The organism is Saccharobesus litoralis, from assembly GCF_003063625.1.
GTDB classification, from domain to species: Bacteria; Pseudomonadota; Gammaproteobacteria; order Enterobacterales; family Alteromonadaceae; genus Saccharobesus; species Saccharobesus litoralis.
In genome coordinates, this window is sequence record NZ_CP026604.1 from 760,043 (window position 1) to 783,335 (window position 23,293).

14 protein-coding genes are annotated in these 23,293 nt (G+C 42.0%); 8 read left to right on the forward strand and 6 right to left on the reverse strand.

The genetic code is table 11. The features are described 5' to 3' along the window. The first annotated feature begins 154 nt into the window (after positions 1–154). Positions 155–1,174: a LacI family DNA-binding transcriptional regulator gene (locus C2869_RS02875; RefSeq protein WP_159084002.1), complete on the forward strand. Its 1,020-nt coding sequence runs from the start codon at positions 155–157 to the stop codon at positions 1,172–1,174. Between the two features lie 848 nt (positions 1,175–2,022). Further along, the gene (gene ltrA / locus C2869_RS02880; protein ID WP_108601131.1) at positions 2,023–3,258 is read left to right on the forward strand and encodes a group II intron reverse transcriptase/maturase; all 1,236 of its coding nucleotides are present in this window, start codon (positions 2,023–2,025) and stop codon (positions 3,256–3,258) included. Between the two features lie 591 nt (positions 3,259–3,849). Here ltrA and C2869_RS02885 read toward each other — a convergent pair. The 4 genes from C2869_RS02885 to C2869_RS02900 all read right to left on the reverse strand — a co-directional run bounded on the left by C2869_RS02885 (position 3,850) and on the right by C2869_RS02900 (position 10,755). After that, positions 3,850–4,989 (reverse strand): IS110 family RNA-guided transposase, encoded by a 1,140-nt coding sequence (locus C2869_RS02885; RefSeq protein WP_108601520.1) that lies wholly within the window; start codon positions 4,987–4,989, stop codon positions 3,850–3,852. A gap of 185 nt (positions 4,990–5,174) precedes the next feature. Continuing rightward, positions 5,175–6,902 (reverse strand): sulfatase-like hydrolase/transferase, encoded by a 1,728-nt coding sequence (locus C2869_RS02890; protein ID WP_228710747.1) that lies wholly within the window; start codon positions 6,900–6,902, stop codon positions 5,175–5,177. A 357-nt stretch (positions 6,903–7,259) separates the two neighbouring features. Continuing rightward, positions 7,260–10,052: a pullulanase-type alpha-1,6-glucosidase gene (gene pulA / locus C2869_RS02895; RefSeq protein ID WP_108601521.1), complete on the reverse strand. Its 2,793-nt coding sequence runs from the start codon at positions 10,050–10,052 to the stop codon at positions 7,260–7,262. 157 nt (positions 10,053–10,209) lie between these two features. Then, positions 10,210–10,755 carry a hypothetical protein gene (locus tag C2869_RS02900; RefSeq protein WP_108601522.1) on the reverse strand — a complete coding sequence of 182 codons (546 nt, stop codon included), beginning with the start codon at positions 10,753–10,755 and terminating at the stop codon, positions 10,210–10,212. Between the two features lie 222 nt (positions 10,756–10,977). Here C2869_RS02900 and C2869_RS02905 point away from each other — a divergent pair, with 222 nt between their 5' ends. Beyond that, positions 10,978–11,799 (forward strand): DUF4437 domain-containing protein, encoded by an 822-nt coding sequence (locus C2869_RS02905; RefSeq protein ID WP_108601523.1) that lies wholly within the window; start codon positions 10,978–10,980, stop codon positions 11,797–11,799. A 133-nt stretch (positions 11,800–11,932) separates the two neighbouring features. Here the strand turns inward: C2869_RS02905 and ald are convergent, their stop codons facing one another. Further along, positions 11,933–13,051, reverse strand: a complete 1,119-nt coding sequence (ald, locus tag C2869_RS02910; RefSeq protein WP_108601524.1) for an alanine dehydrogenase — start codon at positions 13,049–13,051, stop codon at positions 11,933–11,935. 275 nt (positions 13,052–13,326) lie between these two features. On the opposite strand from ald, the gene C2869_RS02915 reads away from it, so the two are divergent. Further along, the gene (locus C2869_RS02915) at positions 13,327–13,809 is read left to right on the forward strand and encodes a (2Fe-2S)-binding protein (RefSeq protein WP_108601525.1); all 483 of its coding nucleotides are present in this window, start codon (positions 13,327–13,329) and stop codon (positions 13,807–13,809) included. Positions 13,810–13,811: 2 nt separating this feature from the next. Next, a complete protein-coding gene (locus C2869_RS02920) occupies positions 13,812–16,007 on the forward strand; it encodes a xanthine dehydrogenase family protein molybdopterin-binding subunit (RefSeq protein ID WP_108601526.1) in 2,196 nt (731 codons plus the stop codon). 51 nt (positions 16,008–16,058) lie between these two features. On the opposite strand, the gene C2869_RS02925 is transcribed toward C2869_RS02920, so the two are convergent. Beyond that, a complete protein-coding gene (locus C2869_RS02925) occupies positions 16,059–16,646 on the reverse strand; it encodes a GNAT family N-acetyltransferase (RefSeq protein WP_108601527.1) in 588 nt (195 codons plus the stop codon). A 493-nt stretch (positions 16,647–17,139) separates the two neighbouring features. Between C2869_RS02925 and C2869_RS02930 the strand changes: the two genes are divergently transcribed. The 3 genes from C2869_RS02930 (at position 17,140) to C2869_RS02940 (ending at position 23,254) form a co-directional block, all read left to right on the forward strand. Continuing rightward, positions 17,140–19,146 carry a methyl-accepting chemotaxis protein gene (locus C2869_RS02930; RefSeq protein ID WP_108601528.1) on the forward strand — a complete coding sequence of 669 codons (2,007 nt, stop codon included), beginning with the start codon at positions 17,140–17,142 and terminating at the stop codon, positions 19,144–19,146. Positions 19,147–19,154: 8 nt separating this feature from the next. Continuing rightward, on the forward strand, positions 19,155–20,606 hold the full coding sequence (locus C2869_RS02935; protein WP_108601529.1) for a sulfatase: 1,452 nt from the start codon (positions 19,155–19,157) through the stop codon (positions 20,604–20,606). A gap of 440 nt (positions 20,607–21,046) precedes the next feature. Next, on the forward strand, positions 21,047–23,254 hold the full coding sequence (locus C2869_RS02940) for a BNR-4 repeat-containing protein (RefSeq protein WP_228710748.1): 2,208 nt from the start codon (positions 21,047–21,049) through the stop codon (positions 23,252–23,254). The last annotated feature ends 39 nt before the right edge of the window (positions 23,255–23,293 follow it).

The window sequence follows — 23,293 nt, forward strand, 5'->3', positions numbered from 1 at the left end:
TATTTAATCTAAATATGGCTAAAAACATCACTAGTGATAGTAAATTATGCGAGTGATTCAACTGATCATTTCTTTCTGGAAACAGTACTAGTCAACATATTGATAATATACAAATCAATATGTGGTACCTATGCCAATGATATTGGGAGTTAAATTGAAAATAACGCTAAAAGATATTGCTGCTGAAGCGGGAGTCAGCAGAGCGACTGTTGATAGAGTTTTAAACGGCAGAGGGAAAGTTTCTCAATACACTATCGATCGTGTTAATCAGGCGGTAGAAAAATTCAATAATCGTTTAACTCCAACTTCGGCAAGTCATGTAACGACCTCATATAATTTTGATTTTATCTTTCCAACCCGACATAGCCGCTTATTAGACTTTTACTCTCGGCAAATAAATGCCATCCATCAAATTTGCGGATTGAATGATGTCAATGTCCGTATTCATCGGGTTGAAGCCTTTCAACCACAATTACTCGCCGATAAATTGCTTGAAGTCGCTCAAGATAGCCATGGCATTGCCTTTGTTGCACTTGAACACCCACTGGTTCGTGACGCAGTAGACACTGTAATCAATCAAAATGTTAATGTAATTACCTTAGTTAATGACATTTCAGGCACTGACAGGCACGCTTATATCGGTATAGACAACCGTGCAGCAGGCCGCACGGCTGCACATATCATGGGGCGCTTTTTAGGTAAAAATGCCCAAGGCAAAATTGGCTTGTTTATTGGTAGTCACGCCTATCTCGGCCATGAAGAACGAGAGTCAGGCTTTCGCAGTCTGTTACGAGCGCAATATCCTAATTTACAAATAATAGAAATGCCTGAAGTGTTGGATAATGACGATAACGCGCAGCAAATTTTTATTGAGTCTTTAAAAGGCACTAAAGACCTGCTCGGAATTTACAATATAGGTGGCGGTACTGAAGGCATTGCCCAAGCGCTAAAAAGCTTAAACATGGAACATGAATGCGTTTTTATCGCTCATGAATTGTTTGAACATACTCGCGCGCATTTAGTCACGGGCACCATTGACGCCATCATTAATCAAGATTTAGCGCTAGAAGCTGACAACGCCATAAAAATTTTGCGCAGCCGTATCGAAAACAACAGCATCATTAATTTACCAAAGCCTAAAGTTGAAGTGTATTTTCCTGAAAATATAACCTAAAGCCTTTTCTAGTTAATTTTGATTAGTTGTAACTATTCAGCAGCTCAAGTTGCGAGCTTCTAGCCAACCCATTAGTTACAAATAATATGGCTGTTGTGGCGAGACTGTTCCTGAATGGATGCAGGTACTTAGGTTTCGTCGGGAACATGAAACCTGCGCATGCGCGGAGCCAGTGACTTTTGTTGGATAAACATAGTCTGGTTGAAACAAAATACACTGGGCTTCTGCAGATATGGAGAGTGTTTTGGGTACAAAATTTTGCAGTTTTGAACAGAAAGGTTTGCAGGCTCTGTAAGCATAAATGCTCGCCCAGTGTGTTACGAGTTACCAACAGTACAAGGAAGGCTGGAAGGTAACGCAACTATATAAAACATGATGGTTTGGCCCATCCCATCGGCATTCAGGTGCAGGTGGAAACCACCTTATGCGGCATTGGTTAAGAGTCACTGTCGTGAGCGATAAGGGAAAGGCAAACACAATGATTTGTCAGGTGTGAGTTAAAGAGACGAACAGCGTAGGTGTCGAAATATTTAACCGTTGCATCCCGAAACCAAGCTACTGGGTGGAGTTTGGGAAGAGCTTAGAGGCAACCTGATTACCAACTAAGCGGGAGCCGGCAAAGAGCTGACGTGAATTTAACTCGGGGTTTTATATGGAACGTAAGAACCAGTCGTTTTGATGTTAACAGATATCCTCGAATGGAAACCCCATGAGAGCCAAGTCTGAATGCAAAGCACTGGGGCGGAGCAATTCGTAGTAGTGATGATGATAGCTGTAATGGTTATCTAGCGAAGGGATTGCCTCGTTTTAAATGAAACTTTCATCAACTGCTGCAGCAGGAGGAATGATTGAATTCAGCAAAACCATTTAGTATTTCGAAATGGACAGTTTATGAAGCCTGGTTACGTGTAAGAGCCAACGGTGGAGCGGCAGGAATTGATGAGCAATCGATGAGTGATTTTGAACAGGACTTGAAGAAGAACCTGTACAAGATATGGAATCGAATGTCATCGGGCAGCTATTTTCCACCGACGGTGAAGCGTGTCGAAATCCCTAAGGATAAGGGCGTTCGAGTACTAGGCATACCCACGGTATCAGACCGAGTTGCACAGATGGTCGTCAAGATGGAGTTGGAGCCTGAATTAGAATCGGTATTCGATAATGATTCTTATGGTTACAGACCTAATCGCAGTGCACATGATGCATTAGCGATAACGCGCCAGCGGTGTTGGCGATACGACTGGGTGATTGATTTAGATATCAAAGGCTTCTTTGATAACTTGGACTGGGTGTTATTGGGCAAAGCGTTACGCAAACATACCAATAACCCATGGGTATTACTCTATATCGAACGTTGGCTTAAAGCGCCAATGGAAACCTCGGATGGTCAGATAATAGAGCGAACGAAAGGAACACCACAAGGAGGCGTGATAAGCCCATTGCTAGCCAATTTGTTTTTACACTACGCATTCGACAAATGGTTGCGAAGAGAACATCCACATGTTCAATTTGCACGCTATGCGGATGATGCAGTGGTTCACTGTCGTAGTGAGCAAGAAGCAAAGGCGTTAAAGCAAGCTATTGAGCAACGCATGTTAGATTGTTGTCTAGAATGTCATCCAGAGAAAACTAAACTGGTTTACTGCTTTGATGAAGGTAGACAAGAAGCACATGAAGTCATTAGCTTTGATTTTCTTAGTTACTGTTTCAGGCCAAGGTTAGTAAGGAATCGGTGGGGTCGCATGTTTGTTGGCTTTACACCTGCTATTAGCCCTAAAGCGAAACAGAAAATTAGAGAGAAAGTTAAAGCGCTCAAGCTACATAAGCAAACGGGGTTAACGATACAAGAGTTGGCGTATAAGCTTAATCCGATGATAAGCGGGTGGATAAATTACTTCAGTCGGTTTTGGAAAACAGCATTAAGGCCACTTATGTCTTGGATAAACCTTAAATTGTTGAAATGGGCGAAGAAGAAATACAAACGGCTGAAATTCAGTTACCAAAGAGCAAGAAAATGGATGCAAAGGGTGTGTAATACACAACCGTATCTATTTTCTCATTGGCAATTTGGTTGCAGGCCGTAAATGGTGAAACGAGAGGAGCCGTATGAATTGAGAGGTTCACGTACGGATCTGTGAGAGGCTGAGGGGGAAGCTCCCTCGGCCTACTCGACCAAAAATTTGATTTTTTTAAACGGCTATTTTCCACAAATAGTCGATAGATTAATTTAAATCACTCTTGTAGAAAGGTTGTAAATGTGGGGCAGTGTCGCAACTGGAAACCAAGTCTTTAGCAGCTCCGCTGCTATTGTCGAAATAAATTTCGACCTTCTATGAAGGACAGGAAGTCAATACCCAACCTTTAATTTATAAAAAACTCTTATGCTCTTTCTTCAAACCATAAGCTTTTTCCCATTTTTGAAGTTAATCAATTGCCCAGATTAATTTATTCGTGCTACTCAACATCAAGTGTGAGCGCAACCACCTTCTATCCGTTCCAGCCCTAAGCTGGCTACCTCAAACTGCATTCGTATGTGCAGTGAAACCTGGTTGAAGGTGCCCCTTCTACAAAAACGGTCAAGCTTGGCTTACCAAGGGTGGGCACGAGCACCTTCTCACAATCGTTAACGTTAATTCCTTATGTGTTTGTTGTCATTTTTGACTGTCTCTGTGCAATTAACCTTCCGTTAATTGTGCACCCTCGGGAATAACTCCATGCTCTAGGTAACGCCACAGAGCCACTAATAACTTTCTCGCCAGCGCGACTATTCCCACTCTTCGCATCCGCTTGCTGCCTTTGTCAAAACGCTCCTTAAACCATTGACTTAATTTGCTGCCTTTTTGGTAACGTAACCACAGCCAAGCAAACTCTATCATGACCTTGCGCACCCGCTTATTGCCTGCTTTACTGATTCCCTGTTCGCGTTGACTATCTCCGCTGTCATAAGGTGTTGGGGTTAATCCCGCACAACTACCTACTTGCTTAGCGTTTTTGAAATCTCGCCAGCTAAAAAATTCTGCAACTAAGTACCAACTGGTTTGCCATCCTACGGCTTTGAGTTGCATCATTTGCTCTATCTGTTTTTCCATACTGCCGTCTTGGGCTTGGGTAACTCGCTCTTTTTGTAACGCTTCAAGTTCTTTCACTTGATTATCTACCATGACATAGCGCTCGTATTCGCGTTGTAATTCGTTCTTCGTATCAACTGGAATGTCATACCCCGTGACTGCGCCTTTAAGTTTAGGCAGTAATGTTTTTAAATCTTTTATGTTTGCTAGCCGTATGCCATGCAGAAAAAGTAAAGATTTTATCCTTGTTGAATGCGCCCCTCGCTCTTCGATTAATCGCCCTCGTTCGCGTTGTAATCGTCGTTTATCTTCTTGCTCAACAGTCGGAACTCTAACAGGCCTCATTGCCGTCAAATCACCCGAACAATAACGAATGAGTAGTCTGTTTAAGGCTTTTACGTCCACACCATCACTTTTGACTTGGCGTTGACGCCGATTCACTTCAATAGCGGCAGAGTCAATCACATAATTGGTGATATTTTCTTTTTCCAATGCTCTGTGTATCCAAAAGCCATCTCGACCCGCTTCGTAACAGCTAAAAACCGGGCAGTCTGGTGTGCATTTTAGTTTTTCTTTTGCCAGTTCAATTTCTGCAAGTAGGCTATTCCAATCACCTGCATCAATCGTTTTCTGTCTGAGCTTAACTTTATTACTAAATCCTAGCTTCCAACTTTTTGCACTTAATTCAAAAGCAAGGTACAAAATATTTGAATTTGCGTTATCTTTATCTTGAAGGACAGTATTCATCTCTATTCACCTTTTTTGGTTTGGTCACCTTAATAAGGTTAGTCGATATACTGTCCTTCATAGTTTCTACATGGGTTAAACCAAACATTTCTTACTAAAATTAGCACTAGCGAAATATACAAACAAAAAGGCTGTTTAAGTACCTAACTTAAACAGCCTTGTAGTTTTACTTTATTTGTTACGCTTTAATACGGATCTTTCGGCTTGATCTTAATGATCTCAGCATAGTTAACGATCTTGTTTTCTTTAGTCCATTCATCCAACATTGCCGTTAACTTTTCAACCAACTTTGGATGTTTACTGGCTAAGTTAGTCACTTCACCCGGATCGTTAGATAAGTCATAAAGCTCCACAGCGATCCCTGGTTTCGCCAATGTTTGTAAATACCAACCTGGCTCAATAAGCAATTTCCACTTACCTTGGTAAATCACACTTTGCTGGCCTTTATCATTAAAGAATATTGCCTCGGGTGGTGCCATTTCTTGGCCTTTTAACACAGGTAAAACACTACGCCCGTCAATCTCTTTGGTCTTTTTACCGCGAAATGTCGTCGGAAATTGGGTGTTAGAGATTTCTAAGAATGTCGGCATTAAATCACCAACCCAGACTACATCATCAGAAATAGAGTTAGCTTCAATAACTTTTGGCCAACTCATAATGCCGTGAGCACGCGCACCACCTTCCCATAACAAGGCTTTTACCCCTCTGAACGGCGCATTCATTAAATCACCAATATGCGACGCAGCGCCATTGTCAGAAATGTAGATGAATAAGGTGTTATCAAACTCATTAGTTTCTTTTAACGTATCAATAAGCTTACCAACGTTTTCATCTAGTTTTTCCATCATAGCCGCATGAACAGCCGCTTGCAGGCGGTATTTTTCAATCTTTTCAGGCTTTTGCTTAGTCCACATATAGTTGTTATTGCGGGTTTTAGCGTCTTTAGAAAATAAACCTTGCTTAACCACACCTTCGTGACGACCGTCAGCTATTGCTTGCAGATCAGAATATTTGGCAAGGTATTTATCAACTAATTCTTGCGGTGCTTGTAATGGTTTGTGAGGGGCGCGATAAGCGACATACATAAAAAATGGCTCATCTTTTTTGCTGGCCTGCTTGATCATTTCAACACCACGATCTGTCATGCCATCTGTCGCATAAAAGGCTTTACCTGATTTACCATGACAAGCGCTGTAATGCTTACGACTAAACGGATTGCCCGCATAACAATGCATGTTGTAATCGTAGTCGTATTTTAATTTAGCTTTTTGATTACCTTCATAGTATTCGTGTTTATCTTGCGGTCGAAAAAACAAGTTGCCTTGCGCGCCAGGAAAAACAAAACTTTGCTGAAAGCCGCGCTGCGGAGGCATAGCTAAATAATCTAACTCCATTTCCTCTTGGGTTAGTTTCATACTCGGTGGGTGAGCATTGATCCACGCTTGGCGCATTTTTTCAGGGTGATTTTTAATATAGCTCCCACCTAAATGCCATTTACCCACCATCATGGTTTGATAGCCGTTGCCTGCTAAAAGCTCAGAAATCAAAGGTTGTTCGTAAGGTAAACGCCCACGATGCGCAGGAAATGGTAACTCGCGAACCCAATCGCCAACAACACCACCACCAAAACCAACATGAGCAGCATCAACGCCGGTTAACAAAGAAGCACGAGTTGGGCTACAACGCGCATTACTGTAAAACGAACTAAAACGCATACCTTGTTGAGCTAATTTATCTAACTCAGGTGTGTCAATTTCACCGCCAAAACTGCCTAAATCAGTAAAGCCAGCATCGTCAGACAATACTACAACAATGTTTGGTCTTTTATCCGCAGCTTGTACAGTAAAAACCGTTAATAACAATAATGTTAGTAAACTTTTATAAACTAACTTCAACTTTTCAGAATAAACCAAAACGGCCAACCTCTAATTGTTTACATTTTACAATATAATAGTTGATCACTTACTCATTGGCAAACAACGGATTAAAACTAAAACATATTTATCCCAATATGATTTGTCTGGAATAGAATATTGTAGCAGTCAAGTAGGTACTTAGAATTAATCGTAAACAAAAGTCGGTAGTCTTGCTCTTTTGGACAGAGAGGTTTGCAGGCTCTGTAAGCATCAATGCTAATGCTAATGCCGTTAAGCGTCTGGAACAGCGCACGGCGACCTACATGGATAAAAATAAAGGTGGTTAAACCACAAAGAGTTTAACCACCTTTTATTTTATTTATCGGTGTTATTCGGTAGCTAGCCTATTTCCATCTATTTAACCAGCACCGCCACTGTTAATGCAGGCACAGTGATATTTTTCGATGTCACCTTGGTTTGTTTAACAACACTATCTACTCCACTCGCTTGCGCAGGATGCAGAGCAAAACCTTTTGCATCTAAACTGACGGTTTTAGGCTCGGCGCTGTTATTAAACAACACAAGGATCTGCTCATGGTTAGGATCCAAGTCCTTAGTTTGATCGCTGTCATCTAACAACATAGCAATCAAACCTATTTGCTGATCAATGCCCGCATTCAAAAAAGACACACGCTGAATAATATCTTGGGCGTTACGTAATCTAAATAAAGGTGAACTCATTCTAATTTGAATAAATTCCGCAAACACCTTAGCCGAAAATTCAATTTGCGTTGGAGTCACATGATCACGCCCTTGATTTTGCTCTAATAAACGTGAAATCAACGGCCAGTTTTCTTTATCTTTTACTTCCGGTGGTAAGCCCACATTATAGTTGTTCGATTGATAAGAAAAGTCGACCGCGTTAAACCAATCGCCGTAATCATAGCTATCACGTAAAAATGACTTAGAGCGCAGTAATTCTTGACCCATATGTAAGAAAGGGATCCCTTGTGACATCAAAGGATAGGCTATGGTTAACAATTGCAAACGTACCCGATCTTGGCTCGATACATGATAAGCAATGCGATATTGGTGATTGTCCCACAAGCTTTGGTTATCGTGCTTCGACACATAATTCACTGTGTCGGCAGGATCTAACGCATAACCTGTCGGTGCGCCACCGTAATCAATATCAGCACCCGTAACCAGTTGGCCTTTATGGTCTTGCAATGGAAACTTAGCCAAATTACCGGCTAAGCCCACTCGCACTTGATCAAGTGACAAATCGTATTCAGCTTGGGCATCGACATCTTTTTGTAGGTCATTAGGAATAGTCATTAAACCATTACCCACACCTTGCCAACGACGGATCCAGTCGCCACCATCAAATGGCGCTCCACCTCGAATAGCATCGCGCATGCGATCGGTAAAGGTACCAATTTCTGTGCCCGCTAACTGTACCTGCGCAGCTTGTTCAAATTGTGCGTCGTTATAAACCTCGCCAAAATTCCAGCCTTCGCCGTAAAAATAGGTATCCACATCGACAGCTCTCACCGCTTCTCGCGCTTCTAGCATAGCCGCTTTAGGCTGGTGTCCCATTAAGTCAAAACGAAAACCATCAATTTTATAATCGCGTGCCCAAACCACTAAAGAGTCTGTCATTAATTTAGCCATCATACGGCGCTCTGTAGCGGTATTATCACAACAGGTAGATTGCTCAATGCTGCCAGTTAACGGATTTTTACGGTAGTAATAACCAGGGACAATTTTATCCAGCACTGACTTTTCTCGTAAACCGGCTTGGTAAGTATGGTTGTACACCACGTCCATAATTACCCTAAAACCCATATTATGAATACGTTGCACCATTTCTCGAAATTCCACTATGCGCGACTCACCATCTGGGTTAAGTGCGTAACTGCCTTCCGGCACCGTATAGTGAAAAGGATCGTAACCCCAGTTATATGGATCGTACCCACGCTGCGCCTCGATAACCGCTTGTGCGTCACTACCTTTAGGATCATAACTGGCTAACAAATCTTGTAGTTTTTGCTGTGGCTGATAGTCACTTTGGCAAATAAAGTGATCAGGTACAATGCGACACAGTTTCGATAGTGGATCCGATAAATCCATAACCAATTCAGGATCTTCATTTACCGTACCAATATCAAACGTCGGCAATAAATGAATATTGTTCAATCCGGCTTTGTGCAGCATTTTTAAATGCTTGATGCCATGGCTGTCTTGTTCTAAAAACGCCTTGTATTTTCCGCGATAAACAGGGTTAGATAACGCAGTATCTGAAGCACTAAAGTCACGAATATGTAACTCATAAAGAATATTGTCTTCTGGTGCGGCAATGTCTGGCACAACATGGCTCGCCCAACCTTTTGGCGCTGTATCAATGTCATTTAAGTCAATCACTTGGCTGTGTAGACTATTAGTTGAAAGGCTTAATGAGTATGGGTCGGTTGTCACTAACGTTTCAATTTTATTGGTTTCGGGATGCCAAAGCGTTAGCCGATACTGGTAAAACGCGCGATTAAGTGATTTATCACCTGAAGCTGTCCAAACACCCGTCTTAGTATCTTCTTGCATGCTGATAACCGCTGGTTGCAACGGCTGTTTGTTTTTATCAAACAACAAGACTTCGACTTTTTTGGCTGTCGGTGCCCATAGGGTAAAACTCACCCCGCTATCTGATACAACAGCTCCATACTGTTCGACTTCGTCAGCATCTGCTGCGCCTTGAGTATATAGGTCGTCGAGCACAAAACCGGTTTGCAAACGCGATAGGTGAATTGGTTTATTTTGCGCATCTAACTGTACGACTAAACTACTGCCTTTAAGGATCGTTTTTGCGTCGCTGGCACTTAACTGAGCATTCACAGGAGTAAAATCAGCTAAGTGTTTAGGGATGTTATTAACCTTATCTTGACTTAAAACCGTTAACTTAATCGCACTTAGGCCATCATCCGTCAATTCAAATGGCTGTTGGCTGCTATACAAATAAAGACTTTTAGTTTCAGGCTTAATCTTAAGCAATATGGTTTGTTGATCAAGCCAATGGCCATCTTCAACTACACTTAAGTTTTGTGAAGGCGCTAAAACTAAGTTTGGTAATGTCGATTGTTGCGACTGATTACAACCCAACAAACTTGTAGCCAAAATAGTGCCAAAGGCGGCAAGCTTAAAAACAGTACGCATTGAATGTGTGCTCCATGAAATATTATTACATGGAGCATGGGCGATTAGCTTAGCAAACGCAAAAACCATACGTATGCAAAGTAAAAGAATTGTTAAATTTAGTCTTCTCGCTCGGGTCTTATGGTTCATTGTCGGCGATTACTCGCCCACAAAAAACTTATACTTTATTGGTTTGCAAGTAATCAATTAAGCGATAGCACAGCTCAATATACTGAACGGCTTCTGTGCCACTCACTTGATACGCCTCGGCATGCGCTACTTTATTGCGCAAAGTTCTTAATTCATTAAATAACTTACTTTTGGGTGTATCGACTATTTTTAATTCAATTAACAGATCTTCTATTAACTTATACCTTTGATTGGTATCTAAATCAGCTTGAGGCCGCTTAGCTAAAACCAATTTTTCAGCCACTTGGTCAACTTCGCGCCATGCGTCCATAATACTAGCGCTGGGCATACTATCAGCACTAGCAATCAGCATGGCTTTTTTGTCACGTTTGATCTCAGGAAAAGCCTTTTCGGCATCGCGTTTAGCGGCTTTTAATTCTTGGCCAAATTCCATTTCAAAATCTTTGTATTTCAGTTTTTTGGTGAACGGAATTAGGTGGCGTAATTGTTGACGCAATGCATAAACAGCCGCCGTCACGACAATAGGCCAAACCAGTATATCCATCAGCTTGATGGTAAAAGTCATCCAATCCATGTTGGTTCTTATTAACGATATTTTTAAGGATTGTAGTAGAACAAAGTCATGCCCAGATCACAACAGGCAATGTGAACAACTTAGTGATTTGACACTTTTTATTATAAATATAATTTTGAAAGTGTTTATTTATTACCACATATTTTATTAAAAAATTATAAATATAAAATAACTCGACTAAATTGTTAAACAGCAATTAATTAAAGGAATAGGAATACACCCATGCAAAAAATATCTCGATTACTTGCAATCACAACAACAAGTTTTTGTTTGTTGTTTAATACAGTTGCACAAGCCAAGTCATCACAAGTCATAACCACAGAGCAAGTTGATTGGGGCTATTTAAACCCATTACGCGGCGATAAAAGCCCAGCCGCGGCAGACTTATGGGGAGATAGAACTCAAAACACAGCAACTGGCATGTTAGTCAAATTCAAAAAGGGCTTTGCTTCACCGCCGCATATCCATAATATTTCTTATCGTGGTGTGGTAATAAAAGGCTTAATGCACAATGCTGATCCGCATGCCGGAAAAATGTGGATGGGGCCTGGCTCGTATTGGACACAGCCAGCTGGCCATGACCATATCACTGCCGCCAACAGCGTGGAAAACCTTATTTACTTAGAAATTGACAGCGGTCCTTACCTTGTTAAACCGTCAAATCATGCTTTTGACAATGGTGAAAAGCCAGTCAATGTTGATCATAGCAACCTAGTCTGGCTCGACGCTCAAGATATTAAATTTCTACCGAGCAATGGCGCGCAAGTGGCCAGCCTTTGGCAAAGTAAATCTTCTAGCAAATTAACGGGTTCCTTAATTAAACTGCAAGCAGGATTTAATGGCACACTAACCGTCAATGCTAACGAGTTTAAAGCCGTTGTGATCAGTGGCGCAATTAACTACGCCTCAGAAGAAACTAAAACGCCACTCAAATTAAATACAGCCAGCTTTTTCAGTTCAACAGGTCGTTTTGCTCACCAAGTAAAAACCAAGCAAGAAACCCTTATTTACGTGCGCAGTGATGGATTGTTTAACCTAGAATAAACAAAGATTACACGACTCAACGACAATATTATCAGCAGTATCGGCTTTCATACAGTGCCTATACTGCTGTCATTTTTTAAAATGCAATTGAGCGACATACAGTGTTAATTCATACCGCTCTAATTCACACGCGTTAATTATGTACTGCGAGATCTGCCGCCACATAAGGCATACCATGCGCAAGCGCGACTGCTTGATTGGTCAACTGCCCTTTATATACATTTAAGCCTTGTAAAAAAAACGCATCTTGTTGCAGTGCGGGCAATATCCCTTTATTAACTAACGCCAAAACATATGGCAAGGTAGCGTTATTTAAAGCGAAAGTCGACGTACGAGCGACACCTCCAGGCATATTAGCCACGCAATAGTGAACTACGCCATCAACCACATAAGTTGGATCTTGATGGGTAGTGGGTTTTGAGGTGGCAAAGCAACCACCTTGATCAATAGCCACATCTACCAGCACACTGCCAGCCTTCATTTTTTTTACAAGCTGGTGATTAACCAGTTTAGGCGCAGCAGCACCAGGTACTAACACAGCACCTATTACTAAATCAGCTTGCGTCACCACATCTTCAATTGTTTGGCTATTTGAATATAAGGTTTTAAGCCGTCCGTTAAACTCAACGTCTAATTGACGTAGGCGCGGCAAAGCTCGGTCTATAATAACCACATCAGCCCCCATGCCAATCGCCACTTTTGCCGCATTCGCCCCCACAACACCGCCACCTATAATAACCACTTTTGCTGGCGCTACACCTGGCACACCGGCTAATAGCACACCCAATCCGCCTTGGGCTTTTTGCAAATGATAGGCCCCCGCCTGAATAGACATTCTACCCGCAACTTCGCTCATGGGAGCCAGCAAAGGTAATGAACCCTGTTTATCAGTAACGGTTTCGTAGGCAATACAGGTTGCTTTTGATTCAAGCAATAGCTGAGTTTGTTGTCTATCAGGTGCTAAATGTAAATAAGTAAACAAAGCTTGTCCTGCGTTTAGCATTTGGCATTCTTGCGGCTGTGGCTCTTTTACTTTGATGATCAATTCGGCGTCACTAAATACCTGTTTGGCAGATTTAACAATACTAGCCCCAACATCAAGGTATTCTTGATTGCAAAAACCACTACCAATACCCGCATTCTCCTCGATTATCACGCTATGACCATTTTGCACAATCTCATTGACAGATGCTGGGGTTAAACCGACACGATATTCATGGTTTTTAATTTCTTTAGGTACACCAACTAACATAGCACACGCCCCTTATGAGAATTCACTTTTCAGCTTTAAAACAACAGGTTCTATATATGAGTATAGACCTTTTAATGGGATCGTATTTTCGAAAGTAAAAGATAAGACAATAGAAAGGACTTCCTTTGATCGAGTTGATCTTTATCGTAATTAGATAAAGTTAGGTAAAGAACAGTTTCATGCATTGCGCTTTGTATTGATTTAGCTAGATTGGTAAAAATTGTTTATTACATACAAAAATATAACAAATCAGTCATAAGAGCACCGGAGCCAAGATGCCTAATACAATCAATATCAACGGACAGAACATTGCCATAGACGTAGATGAAAATATGCCACTACTATGGTTTTTACGAGACACTCTTGAAAAAACTGGCACCAAATTTGGCTGCGGCATGGGGGTATGTGGTGCTTGTACGGTATTGGTTGATGGCCAAGCCACTCGGTCTTGCATTATGCCTTTATCTGCCTTAACCAATAAAAGTGTGATCACTATCGAAGGTCTATCGGCAAAAGGCGATCACCCATTACAAAAAGCGTGGATCGCGCATAATGTCCCGCAATGCGGATATTGTCAGGCTGGGCAAATTATGAATGCCGCTAGTTTGTTAAATAGCAACCCAAGTCCAAGTGATAGCGAAATTGATACAGCCATGGCGGGCAACATATGTCGCTGTGGTACCTATCAAAGGATCAAACAAGCCATTAAGGCCGCAAGTGATGAAAGCCAAATCATCCAGACAAAACAGGAGCTTTGATCATGGACAATCAAGTAAAAGAATTACTCAACGACTATACGGGTTACAAAGGTATTTCACGCAGAAGCTTTATCAAATCCATGTCGGCAACCTCAGGTGGACTATTGTTAGGCGTCAGCTTACCAAGCCTTTCTGTCACCCAAGAGCAGGGGCATTTTTCGCCAAATGCCTTTGTTCATTTATATGAAAATGGTGATCTAATTTTGTATTGTGGCCGCTGTGAAATGGGGCAAGGCATTAGCACCGCTTTACCTGGTGCAGTTGCCGATGAAATGGACGCTGATTGGAGCCGTGTCATCGTAAAACAAGCCGACGGCGATGCCGAAAAATATGGCCCACAAAACACAGGGGGATCGGCCAGCATTCGTAAAATGTTAACCCCAATGCGCGAAGCGGGTGCAGCCGCGCGATTAATGCTAATCAGCGCCGCGGCCAAAGTTTGGAATACATCTGTCGACAATTGTTTTACACAAGCGCATTTTGTTCACAATAAGGTTAACGGCCAACAACTCGGCTATGGTCAATTAGCCAGTTTAGCAGCGGCTGTTGCGGTGCCCAGCAAGCCAAAATTAAAATCGAGAGAAGAATTTAAACTGCTTGGCACCGAGTTTCCGCGACATGATGTACCAATGGTTATTTCAGGCAAACGCCAATATGGCGTTGACGCTAAAATACCTAACATGCAATACGCAGCCATTACACACTGCCCCGTCATGGGCGGTAAATTAAAATCTGTTGATAAATCGGCAGCATTGGCGATTAAAGGCGTTAGCCACGTAATCGAAATACAACCCTTTGCTGATCCATTTGGTTCTCTTGGTGGTGTTGCAGTTGTCGCCAATAATAGTTGGACAGCCCAACAAGCGGTCAAACAGCTTAAAATAGAATGGGACAAAGGCGAACACGCAAGCTACAACACCCAAGAATACAAAAAAATGCTGGTTGAAAATGTCGAGAAACCAGCAAAAGTCATCAAACAAAAAGGCAAGGTGACTAACGCACTAGCCAATGCCGCTATCACTCATGAAGCAACCTATACCGGTGGACACTTATGTCATGCCCCAATGGAGCCCAATGCGAGTGCGGTTTGGGTCAAAAATGATGGTACTTGCGAAATATGGGCCGCCACCCAACACCCTGAGAATATTCAAAAAGTAGTGAGTAAATATTTAGGCATAGACGCCAAAGCGGTAACCGTACATGTGATGATATGCGGCGGCGCATTTGGTCGTAAATCCAAGCCTGACTATGTACAAGAAGCCGCGGCCATATCACAAGCCATCAAAGCTCCGGTACAGTTAACTTGGACGCGTGAAGAAGATATGCGCACGGGTTACTACCATTCGATTAATGCACAGCATATTAAAGCTGGCATTAATCAAAATGGGCAATTAGACGCGTGGTTGCACCGAATTGCGTTTCCTTCTATCAATACCTTGTTTGACCCTAGCCTCCAACGCGCACCGCAAAAAGCACTGGGGCAAATCAACAATCATCCGTTTGACATAAAAAACTTCCAATCAGAATCAGGTATAGCGCCCGCTCACACCCGTATTGGTTGGTATCGCGCGGTTTACGCTATTTTCTTAGGCTTTGCTTACGGCACTTTTATTGACGAACTCGCCCATAAAGCAGGGCAAAGTCCCATCGCGTTACTCAATAATATTTATGATAACGTTAAAAACAAAAAGCTAAAAAAAATAGGACAACGTTCAAAAGCCGTGTTAGCGCTAGCCGCTGAAAAGTCTGGCTATGGTAAAACCCTTCCGCCAGGAGAAGGCATTGGCATTGCCGTACACTATAGCTTTTTCTCTCATGTTGCCATGGCAGTACATGTCAAAGTAGTTGGCGATAACATCCAAGTGCTTAATGTTGATTGTGCAGTGGATTGCGGCCAAGTATTAAACCTAGATGGCGCTAAAGCGCAAATGGAAGGCGCTGTCGTAATGGGAATGAGTTTAGCCATGCATACTGAAATTCAGTTTAAACAAGGCGCAGTGGTTAACTCTAATTTTCACGATTATCCCGTATTGCGAATTACCGATATGCCGCAAGTTAATGTGCACTTTATTGATTCCCCAGCCCCTGCAACGGGTTTAGGCGAACCCGGCGTGGCGCCTTTTGCGCCAGCGCTGAGCAATGCCGTATTTGCAGCAAGCGGTAAACGCTATCGTGATCTGCCGTTTAAAAATGTTTAAATAGCGGGATATAAATCAGCAACTTACGAATGAAAACAAGGCCAACTGGCTTTAGCGCATTGCCAGTTTGTCTAATAAGTTTTGCCGTACTCCAGGCCATTCATGCTGAATAATACTGTACAGCACAGAGTCTCGTACGCGGCCATTGGGCATTACCATATGGCTGCGTAGTATGCCCTCTTGCTTAGCGCCTAAGCGTTCAATAGCATTGCGTGACGCTCGGTTAAAATAGTCGGTTAGCAATTCAACTCGATTAAATTCGAGCCTTTCAAATACATGTTGTAGCAACAAATACTTAGCTTCTGTATTAACCGCTGTTTTTTGAAAAGATTGCGCAACAAAGGTAAAGCCGATTTCCACTCTTTTATGCAACCAATCCGCTTTCATTAATCGTGTTGAGCCGACAACTTGATTACTGGCTTGATCAACAATAGCAAACGGCAAAGCGTGCCCCTCAGTAACAGCCTGTTGAGCGTCATCGAAAAAGACATCTAAATGATCAGGATGTGGCACTAAGGTGACAAACAATTTCCATAACTCGCCATCGTTAATAACCTGTAGAATACCTTGATAATGATCGCGACTCAAAGGCTCCAAGCGTATGGTTTGTCCAGATAATATTTGTGTTTCAAAATGCATTATTTTACCCCCTAATCCCTCTGCCCTAGCTAAAACTGCAGCACAGGATAAGGTACTTTATTACCTATAGTCAAAGCTATCAGGTTTTAGGGGCAGGTTTCCTGTTCCAAACGAAACCTAAGTACTTACATCCATGTAAGCAAAGTCGAGAGTAAGCGCTGACAATGAACCATAAGGCCTGAGCGAGAAGACTGTATTAACAACCAACTTAAGCTCACTTATATAAAATAAAGGCAGAGGTTAAATAAATCAGACAAATGCGCTTAACAAGGATTAGAAAAATAGCATATATTTTTCATTAACTTAGCACTCTAACAACGCCTAATTGTAGCGACAACGTACATTTATTTACAATTTTAATACAATATATCCTACCTAACCCACCACATTTGTATTATATTATTACCAAGTTATTTATCCTTTTAGAATTAGAAACCAAAGCAATGATGTTACAGGCAGCCAAGGAGGTAGCCACAAAGCAAAGAGAAATAGCATGTTAATATTGAGCAATATCAGGTTACTGCCTCGCATTATCGTCATCATTTTACTGCCACTTGCCGTTGTAAGTTGGTTATCGTATGAGCGCGTTGATAACGCCCTACAAAAACAAAATAACCTGCAAGATATTTCAACCTTAATGACGTTGATTAACGAGTCATCGCAATTATTAACCGCGCTACAAGACGAACGCGATTATTCCTTTGGTTATTTTCATAGTAAAAAACAGCGCTATTCCCGTGAAGTTGAACAAGCCCGTAAGTCAACCGATAAACAAATTAGCAGCTTTAACTTTTACGTTAGCAACCACCCTCAATTACAGGATTTACCGCGTTTCTATAACAAACTTGTGCAATTTCAAGAAACCTTTAATGAACTTAATACAGTGCGCGATGCGGTCGAACAACTTAAAAACAAGGTATCTGATTCTCGCTATACCTTCAGAACTTACAAAGACCGTAACCTTAAACTGATCAACCTAGTTGAAGAAATTATCTCGTTGGCAGACAACAAACGCTTGTCGGTCACTGCCACAAATTTACACGCCTTAATGCAAATTAAAGATATTACATCCGAAATGCGCGGCGTTATTTTTAGCGCCGCATTAGGTAGAGGTACTTTTGGTGTTGGGCGCTTTCGCCACTTTATCAATATTGAAGCCGTTCAAGCAGAGTACAAATCAAAATTATTACGTAATGGCTCAGAAGAAGTGCGGGCAATTATCACAAACGATAGTCAATTAGCTTCACAAAAAGAAGCTATCGCCTTTATTAATCAAATGAAATATATGCTTGATAAACCGATTGATATGGAAGCGACCCACTACTTTGAAATAATGAGTCAATTACTCGCGACTTACAATCAAGCTCAACAGCAAATTCTGAATGAAATTTCCAACTCTTTATCTGAACAGCAACAGCAAGCCAACAGCAATTTATGGTTTACGCTAAGTGTATTAATGACTTTAGTTACACTGATTAGTTTAATTTCTTACTTTATTGTACGCAGTATTAATCGCCCACTGGCCGCTTTAGTCAAAACCTGTCGCTATATCTCTCAATCTAAAGATATGGGACATAGAGTTGAATCAAAAGGTTCTGACGAAATAGCTGAAGTCGCGCAAGCGTTGAATAGCTTATTAGACAACGTCGACCAAGCTGTAAAGCAAGTTTACCAGCAAACCCATATCGTAACCGACGTGACAAGCCAAGTCGCTAGCGCCATGCAAACCACATTGCAGTCTACCGATAGCCAAAATCAAGCCACCGACAATGTATCTGTCGCCATGAACGAAATGACAGCCTCAATTAGCGAAGTCGCACAAAACTCACAACTGACGTCAGATGCAGTACAACGCGCCCATTCTACCTCGGTACAAAGTGCCGAAAAAGCCGACCAAAGCCGGCATTTAATGTTAGAACTAATCAATGAACTCGGTAATACATCGCAAGTCGTCGAGCGCCTCAATGATGAAACCAACACGATTAGCTCGGTGCTCAATGTTATCCAAGGTATTGCTGAACAAACAAACTTACTCGCATTAAATGCAGCAATTGAAGCCGCTCGTGCCGGCGAGCAAGGCCGTGGCTTTGCCGTTGTCGCTGACGAAGTACGCGGGTTAGCTAGCCGAACACAAGAATCGACCAAACAAATTAGTGATCAAATAGAAGCATTACAGGCGGGTTCGCACAGTGCAGTTACTAACATGGGGCGTTTACAAACCAAAGGTGAAGAAGCGGTCACTGCGGTTGTCGACAGCGTACAAGCTTTCGCGGAAATGAAAGACGAATTAGACACCATTTCTGGCATGTCGAGCCAAATAGCCACTGCCGCCGAGGAACAAAATTGCGTCGCCAATGAAATAAACGAGCGCATTCACCACATAAAACATGACGCCGAGCAAATGGCAGAGCACGCGCATTCTGCTGAAAAGTCTTGTGATAAATTAGTTACCACTGGCGATACGCTACGCAGTTGTGTTGATCAGTTTCAAGTTAGTTAGGAAAAATAATGAATAAAAATATTAAGCGTTTATTAGGCGCAACACTCGTCAACACCTTGGCTTTGAGCTCGCTTTTTATGTGCTCTTCAACTTTAGCGGCCAATGACAAGGATAAATTAAACGTATTAATGATCGCTATTGACGACATGAACAATTGGCCAACATCTTGGGGCGGCAAAGCCATTACCCCCAATATTGATCGCCTAGCGGCAGAAGGTGTGCAGTTTGCGAATGCCCATGCCGCGGTTCCCGCTTGTAACCCATCGCGTGTTGCAATATTAACCGGCTTGCGACCAGAAGTGACAGGGCAGTACACCAACAAAGGTAATTTTAGAAAATTAAAAAACAATAAAGATTTAGTTACCTTGCCACAGTTAATGCGTAAAAACGGCTATGAAGCCGTAGCTGCCGGTAAAATTTTCCATCACCCACACGGTATGGGCGCCAAAGCCAATCCAATGTCTGATCCTATTTCATGGGACTATCAAGGCCGAACACGCACAGGGGCTGCGGGCCACAAAATGTTTTTAGATAAAAACAATCATGCAGCATGGTTAAATGGTGCAAGTGAATTTAACGGTTTACCTATTACTGACTACATTCGCAAATTCGGTGTATGGGGTGTATCGAACGAAACAACTGAACAAACAGGTGACTGGCAAACAGCAGAATATTGCGCCGATTATATGAAAAAAGCGAGTGACAAACCTTTCTTTCTTGCATGCGGCATATCACGCCCTCATTCACCACAAATAGCACCGAAAAAGTACTTCGACCTGTACCCTATTGACGAAATTGAATTACCGACCTTTTTCGCCAGTGATATGGACGACATTGCACAGCAAGGTAAAACTAATTTTTCCAGCGGCTTTGCGCAAAAGGTCATGAGTGATAAAGATGAATGGAAGCGAGCAGTACAAGGCTACTTAGCCAGTGTTAGCTTTGCGGATGCTGTTATTGGTCGCATGCTAAAGGGCTTAGAAGAAAGTCCACATAAAGACAACACACTAGTCGTGCTTTGGAGTGACCATGGTTTTCATTTAGGCACCAAACAACGTTGGGAAAAATTTTCACTGTGGAATGATGCAACTCATTCACCATTTATTATTAAAATGCCTAACGGTAAAGCGAGCAAAATAACCAAACCCGTTTCACTCATTGATATTTATCCGACACTGGTTGATGTTTTACAGCTTGAAAATGCGCCTAAACTGTCAGGCAATAGCTTAACGCCGCTGATGACGAACCCGCATATAAATTGGGATAAACCGGCCATCATTACTTACAACAAAGGCAATAGCTCAATTCGCCTTGATAACTGGAATTACATAAGACGTTCTCGCGGTCAAGAAGAGTTATATGATCTAGCAACGGATCCAAATGAATACACTAACTTAGCCGAGCAGAAAAAATATAAAGATGTAATAAAACGCCTAAAAGCCTATTTACCACACGAGTAATAAGAACAAACAGAGTTAATCCGGCTTTCTTTGTCTGAATTTCTTTGTCAGGATTTCTTTTTCTTAACCTTAGTCTTGCTTTGGCATATCAAGCTGCTCATGGCTTGATATGCTGCACAGGCATTTTAATTCTTATCATCAATCTAGCTAGCCTTGGCTAAAGTACCTCACCTTCTAACCCTGCAAGCCCCCTCGCGCCATTAGATCAAGCTGAATTCATTGACCAGCAAACCAATATCACATAGTGCAATCACAAAATATTTCATAATTCTATACCCGTTCTGCGCAATATCATCGCAAATCCATATATACAAGACCAATCCATTATAGAAACCATCAACATTCATAACAAATCAATATTGATCCATTTCAATCTTTTATTATCATTACAAGCGATATTTTAACCAAATTTAAACAAATGTAACTTTGGATAGTCAATAATGATAATAAAACACAAGCGCACCACAAAAATATCTAGGTTAGGGTTTTGTAGTTTAGTCTTGGCTGGTTTGCTTAGCTTTTCTGCACAAGCCACTATCAGCCTAGAACAAGAGGTAAAAGTCACCGACAAAGCCCTATATTTTAATGGCGTTAAAAAATCATCAGTAACTACAGCCAGAAACGATCCGGATATTGGTCCAGGCCAATATGATTACATGTATGGCCCGTCAATTAGCCCACACGGTGACGCAATAAAAGTATATAAAGACTATGTTTTTATGACTTGGTACAAAGGCGGTAAATACAACCGTCGAGTTATGTTGACGCGTTACAACATGAAAACCGGAACCAGCAAAAGCATTGAGTTTCCTCATCAACATACTGGTTTTGAAGGCCGCTGGTGGGTAGGTGAAACTCATAACACGATAGCCGTTGGTATCAGCCCTAAAAACGAAACCATTCATCTTTTATATGACATGCATGCCTATCATCAGGGTACAGACGCTGGTGGTAACGGTAGCTTTGCCAAAGATTACTTTAGATATTCATACAGCGTAGCGGGGGCAGCCACCGTTGCTGATTCACAATTTACCTTAAGCAAATTTGTAAAAGACACCAGTAGCAAAAGCGAAGGGCCAGACGACTACAAGCATTTAAGCATGACAGGGACAGAGAACCATTCTAAGTTTTCTCGTCTTACCTACCCTAGCTTCTTCTTAAACGACCAAGGTGATCTGTTTATGCATATGCGTTACGGCACCTCGCACGATGGTAAAATTGTTTACAACAAATACGATGGAGTATCTAAATGGAACAGCTTTAGCGATTTCAATTCAACCGGCGCTCAAAGCAAAGGCGCCGACTACAATTGGAGCATTTACGGCTCGATGAAATATGTTGATGGCAAAATTCGCATTGGCTTTCAGCGTCGATTAAGTAATGGCAATGATAAATTTAAGTACCAAAATGGTATTTACTACGCTTATTCAAATGATCCATCAGGTCAATCGCAGTGGAAAAACTATAAAGGCCAATCTATTTCTATGCCGGTAGTTGATGCCGCCAATTTATTGGTGACAGAGCCTGGTGATTTAGTTCAGACCACAGCAAAAAACCAAGTCAACATAGTATCTGGCTTTGATTGGACAGTGACGGATGCTGGCGATGTGCACATTATTAGTAAAGTCAAAGACCAACAATACAACAAGACTGTATATACCCATAGCTACCAAAAAGGCGGTACGGGAGATTTTATAACCAAAACCGACTTCCCTGGTGCAGAGAGCATTTATACCTCGGGCGATAAAGTGTATTTAATTGGCTTGCAAAATGGTCGCCCTTTTATTGACCAAGCAACGGGTGGCACGAATAACTTTTCTCGCGTTTACAGTGGAACTGATACAGGTAAAACCTTTACCAAAGGTGTAGTTCATATCTACGAAGGTAAGCTTTATTACTATTTACTCGAAGCCGGTTCTGGCGATAAGCGTAACGCCTATCTACAAATCATCGACTTAGCCTTAGATCCGCAAGTGAGTTTTGACCAAAACAATGTTGTCGTAAATGAAGGTTACAACCAACTTTCAGTAGAAGCGCTAGCTACCAGCCCAGTGCAAGGCACCAGCATAGATAACGTTAAATTGTATGTAGATGGCAGCCTGTTACGCCAAGAAAACGTAGCACCTTATGAATGGGGACATGCGGGTAAACCTGACGAGCTATTAGGCCTTTCCGTTGGCGAACATACGGTAAGAGCAGTCGCTACCGACAGCAACGGCAATGAAGGCGAAGCCTCAACCACTATAACGGTCAATGCTTTACCTATTACCATTGAAACGGTCGATGCCGAGCAATCACCAAATGTTGCGGCAAACTTATTAGATGGCGACAAAAACGATAGCTCGCGCTGGAGCGCTCAAGGTTTCCCTAAAACCGTAATGTTTGACTTAGGTGTTAGTAAAACCGTCACTGGAACTAAAATGTGGACTTACCTTGATCGTGCCTATCAATACCGCATAGAAGTCTCGAAATACAAAGGCAGTGGCTTTACTACTATCGCCAACAAACAAGGCAACACCAGCACAGGTCAGCCATTAACCACTAGTTTTAATGCCACAGGCCGTTACGTAAAACTGGTTGTCACTGGCGCGCATAATTACTCAGGTGATTGGGTCAGTATTAACGAAGTAGAAATAACTACCGATTAATCGACTGACATCTTCAACAAAAACCATCGCTATCTGCTC

Bases quoted from the DNA above. Each gene is read 5' to 3' on its own strand.
- C2869_RS02885 (WP_108601520.1), bottom strand. From the start codon at position 4,989: ATGAATACTGTCCTTCAAGATAAAGATAACGCAAATTCAAATATTTTG.
- pulA (WP_108601521.1), bottom strand. From the start codon at position 10,052: ATGCGTACTGTTTTTAAGCTTGCCGCCTTTGGCACTATTTTGGCTACA.
- C2869_RS02900 (WP_108601522.1), bottom strand. From the start codon at position 10,755: ATGGATTGGATGACTTTTACCATCAAGCTGATGGATATACTGGTTTGG.
- C2869_RS02905 (WP_108601523.1), top strand. From the start codon at position 10,978: ATGCAAAAAATATCTCGATTACTTGCAATCACAACAACAAGTTTTTGT.
- ald (WP_108601524.1), bottom strand. From the start codon at position 13,051: ATGTTAGTTGGTGTACCTAAAGAAATTAAAAACCATGAATATCGTGTC.
- C2869_RS02915 (WP_108601525.1), top strand. From the start codon at position 13,327: ATGCCTAATACAATCAATATCAACGGACAGAACATTGCCATAGACGTA.
- C2869_RS02920 (WP_108601526.1), top strand. From the start codon at position 13,812: ATGGACAATCAAGTAAAAGAATTACTCAACGACTATACGGGTTACAAA.
- C2869_RS02925 (WP_108601527.1), bottom strand. From the start codon at position 16,646: ATGCATTTTGAAACACAAATATTATCTGGACAAACCATACGCTTGGAG.
- C2869_RS02930 (WP_108601528.1), top strand. From the start codon at position 17,140: ATGTTAATATTGAGCAATATCAGGTTACTGCCTCGCATTATCGTCATC.
- C2869_RS02935 (WP_108601529.1), top strand. From the start codon at position 19,155: ATGAATAAAAATATTAAGCGTTTATTAGGCGCAACACTCGTCAACACC.
- C2869_RS02940 (WP_228710748.1), top strand. From the start codon at position 21,047: ATGATAATAAAACACAAGCGCACCACAAAAATATCTAGGTTAGGGTTT.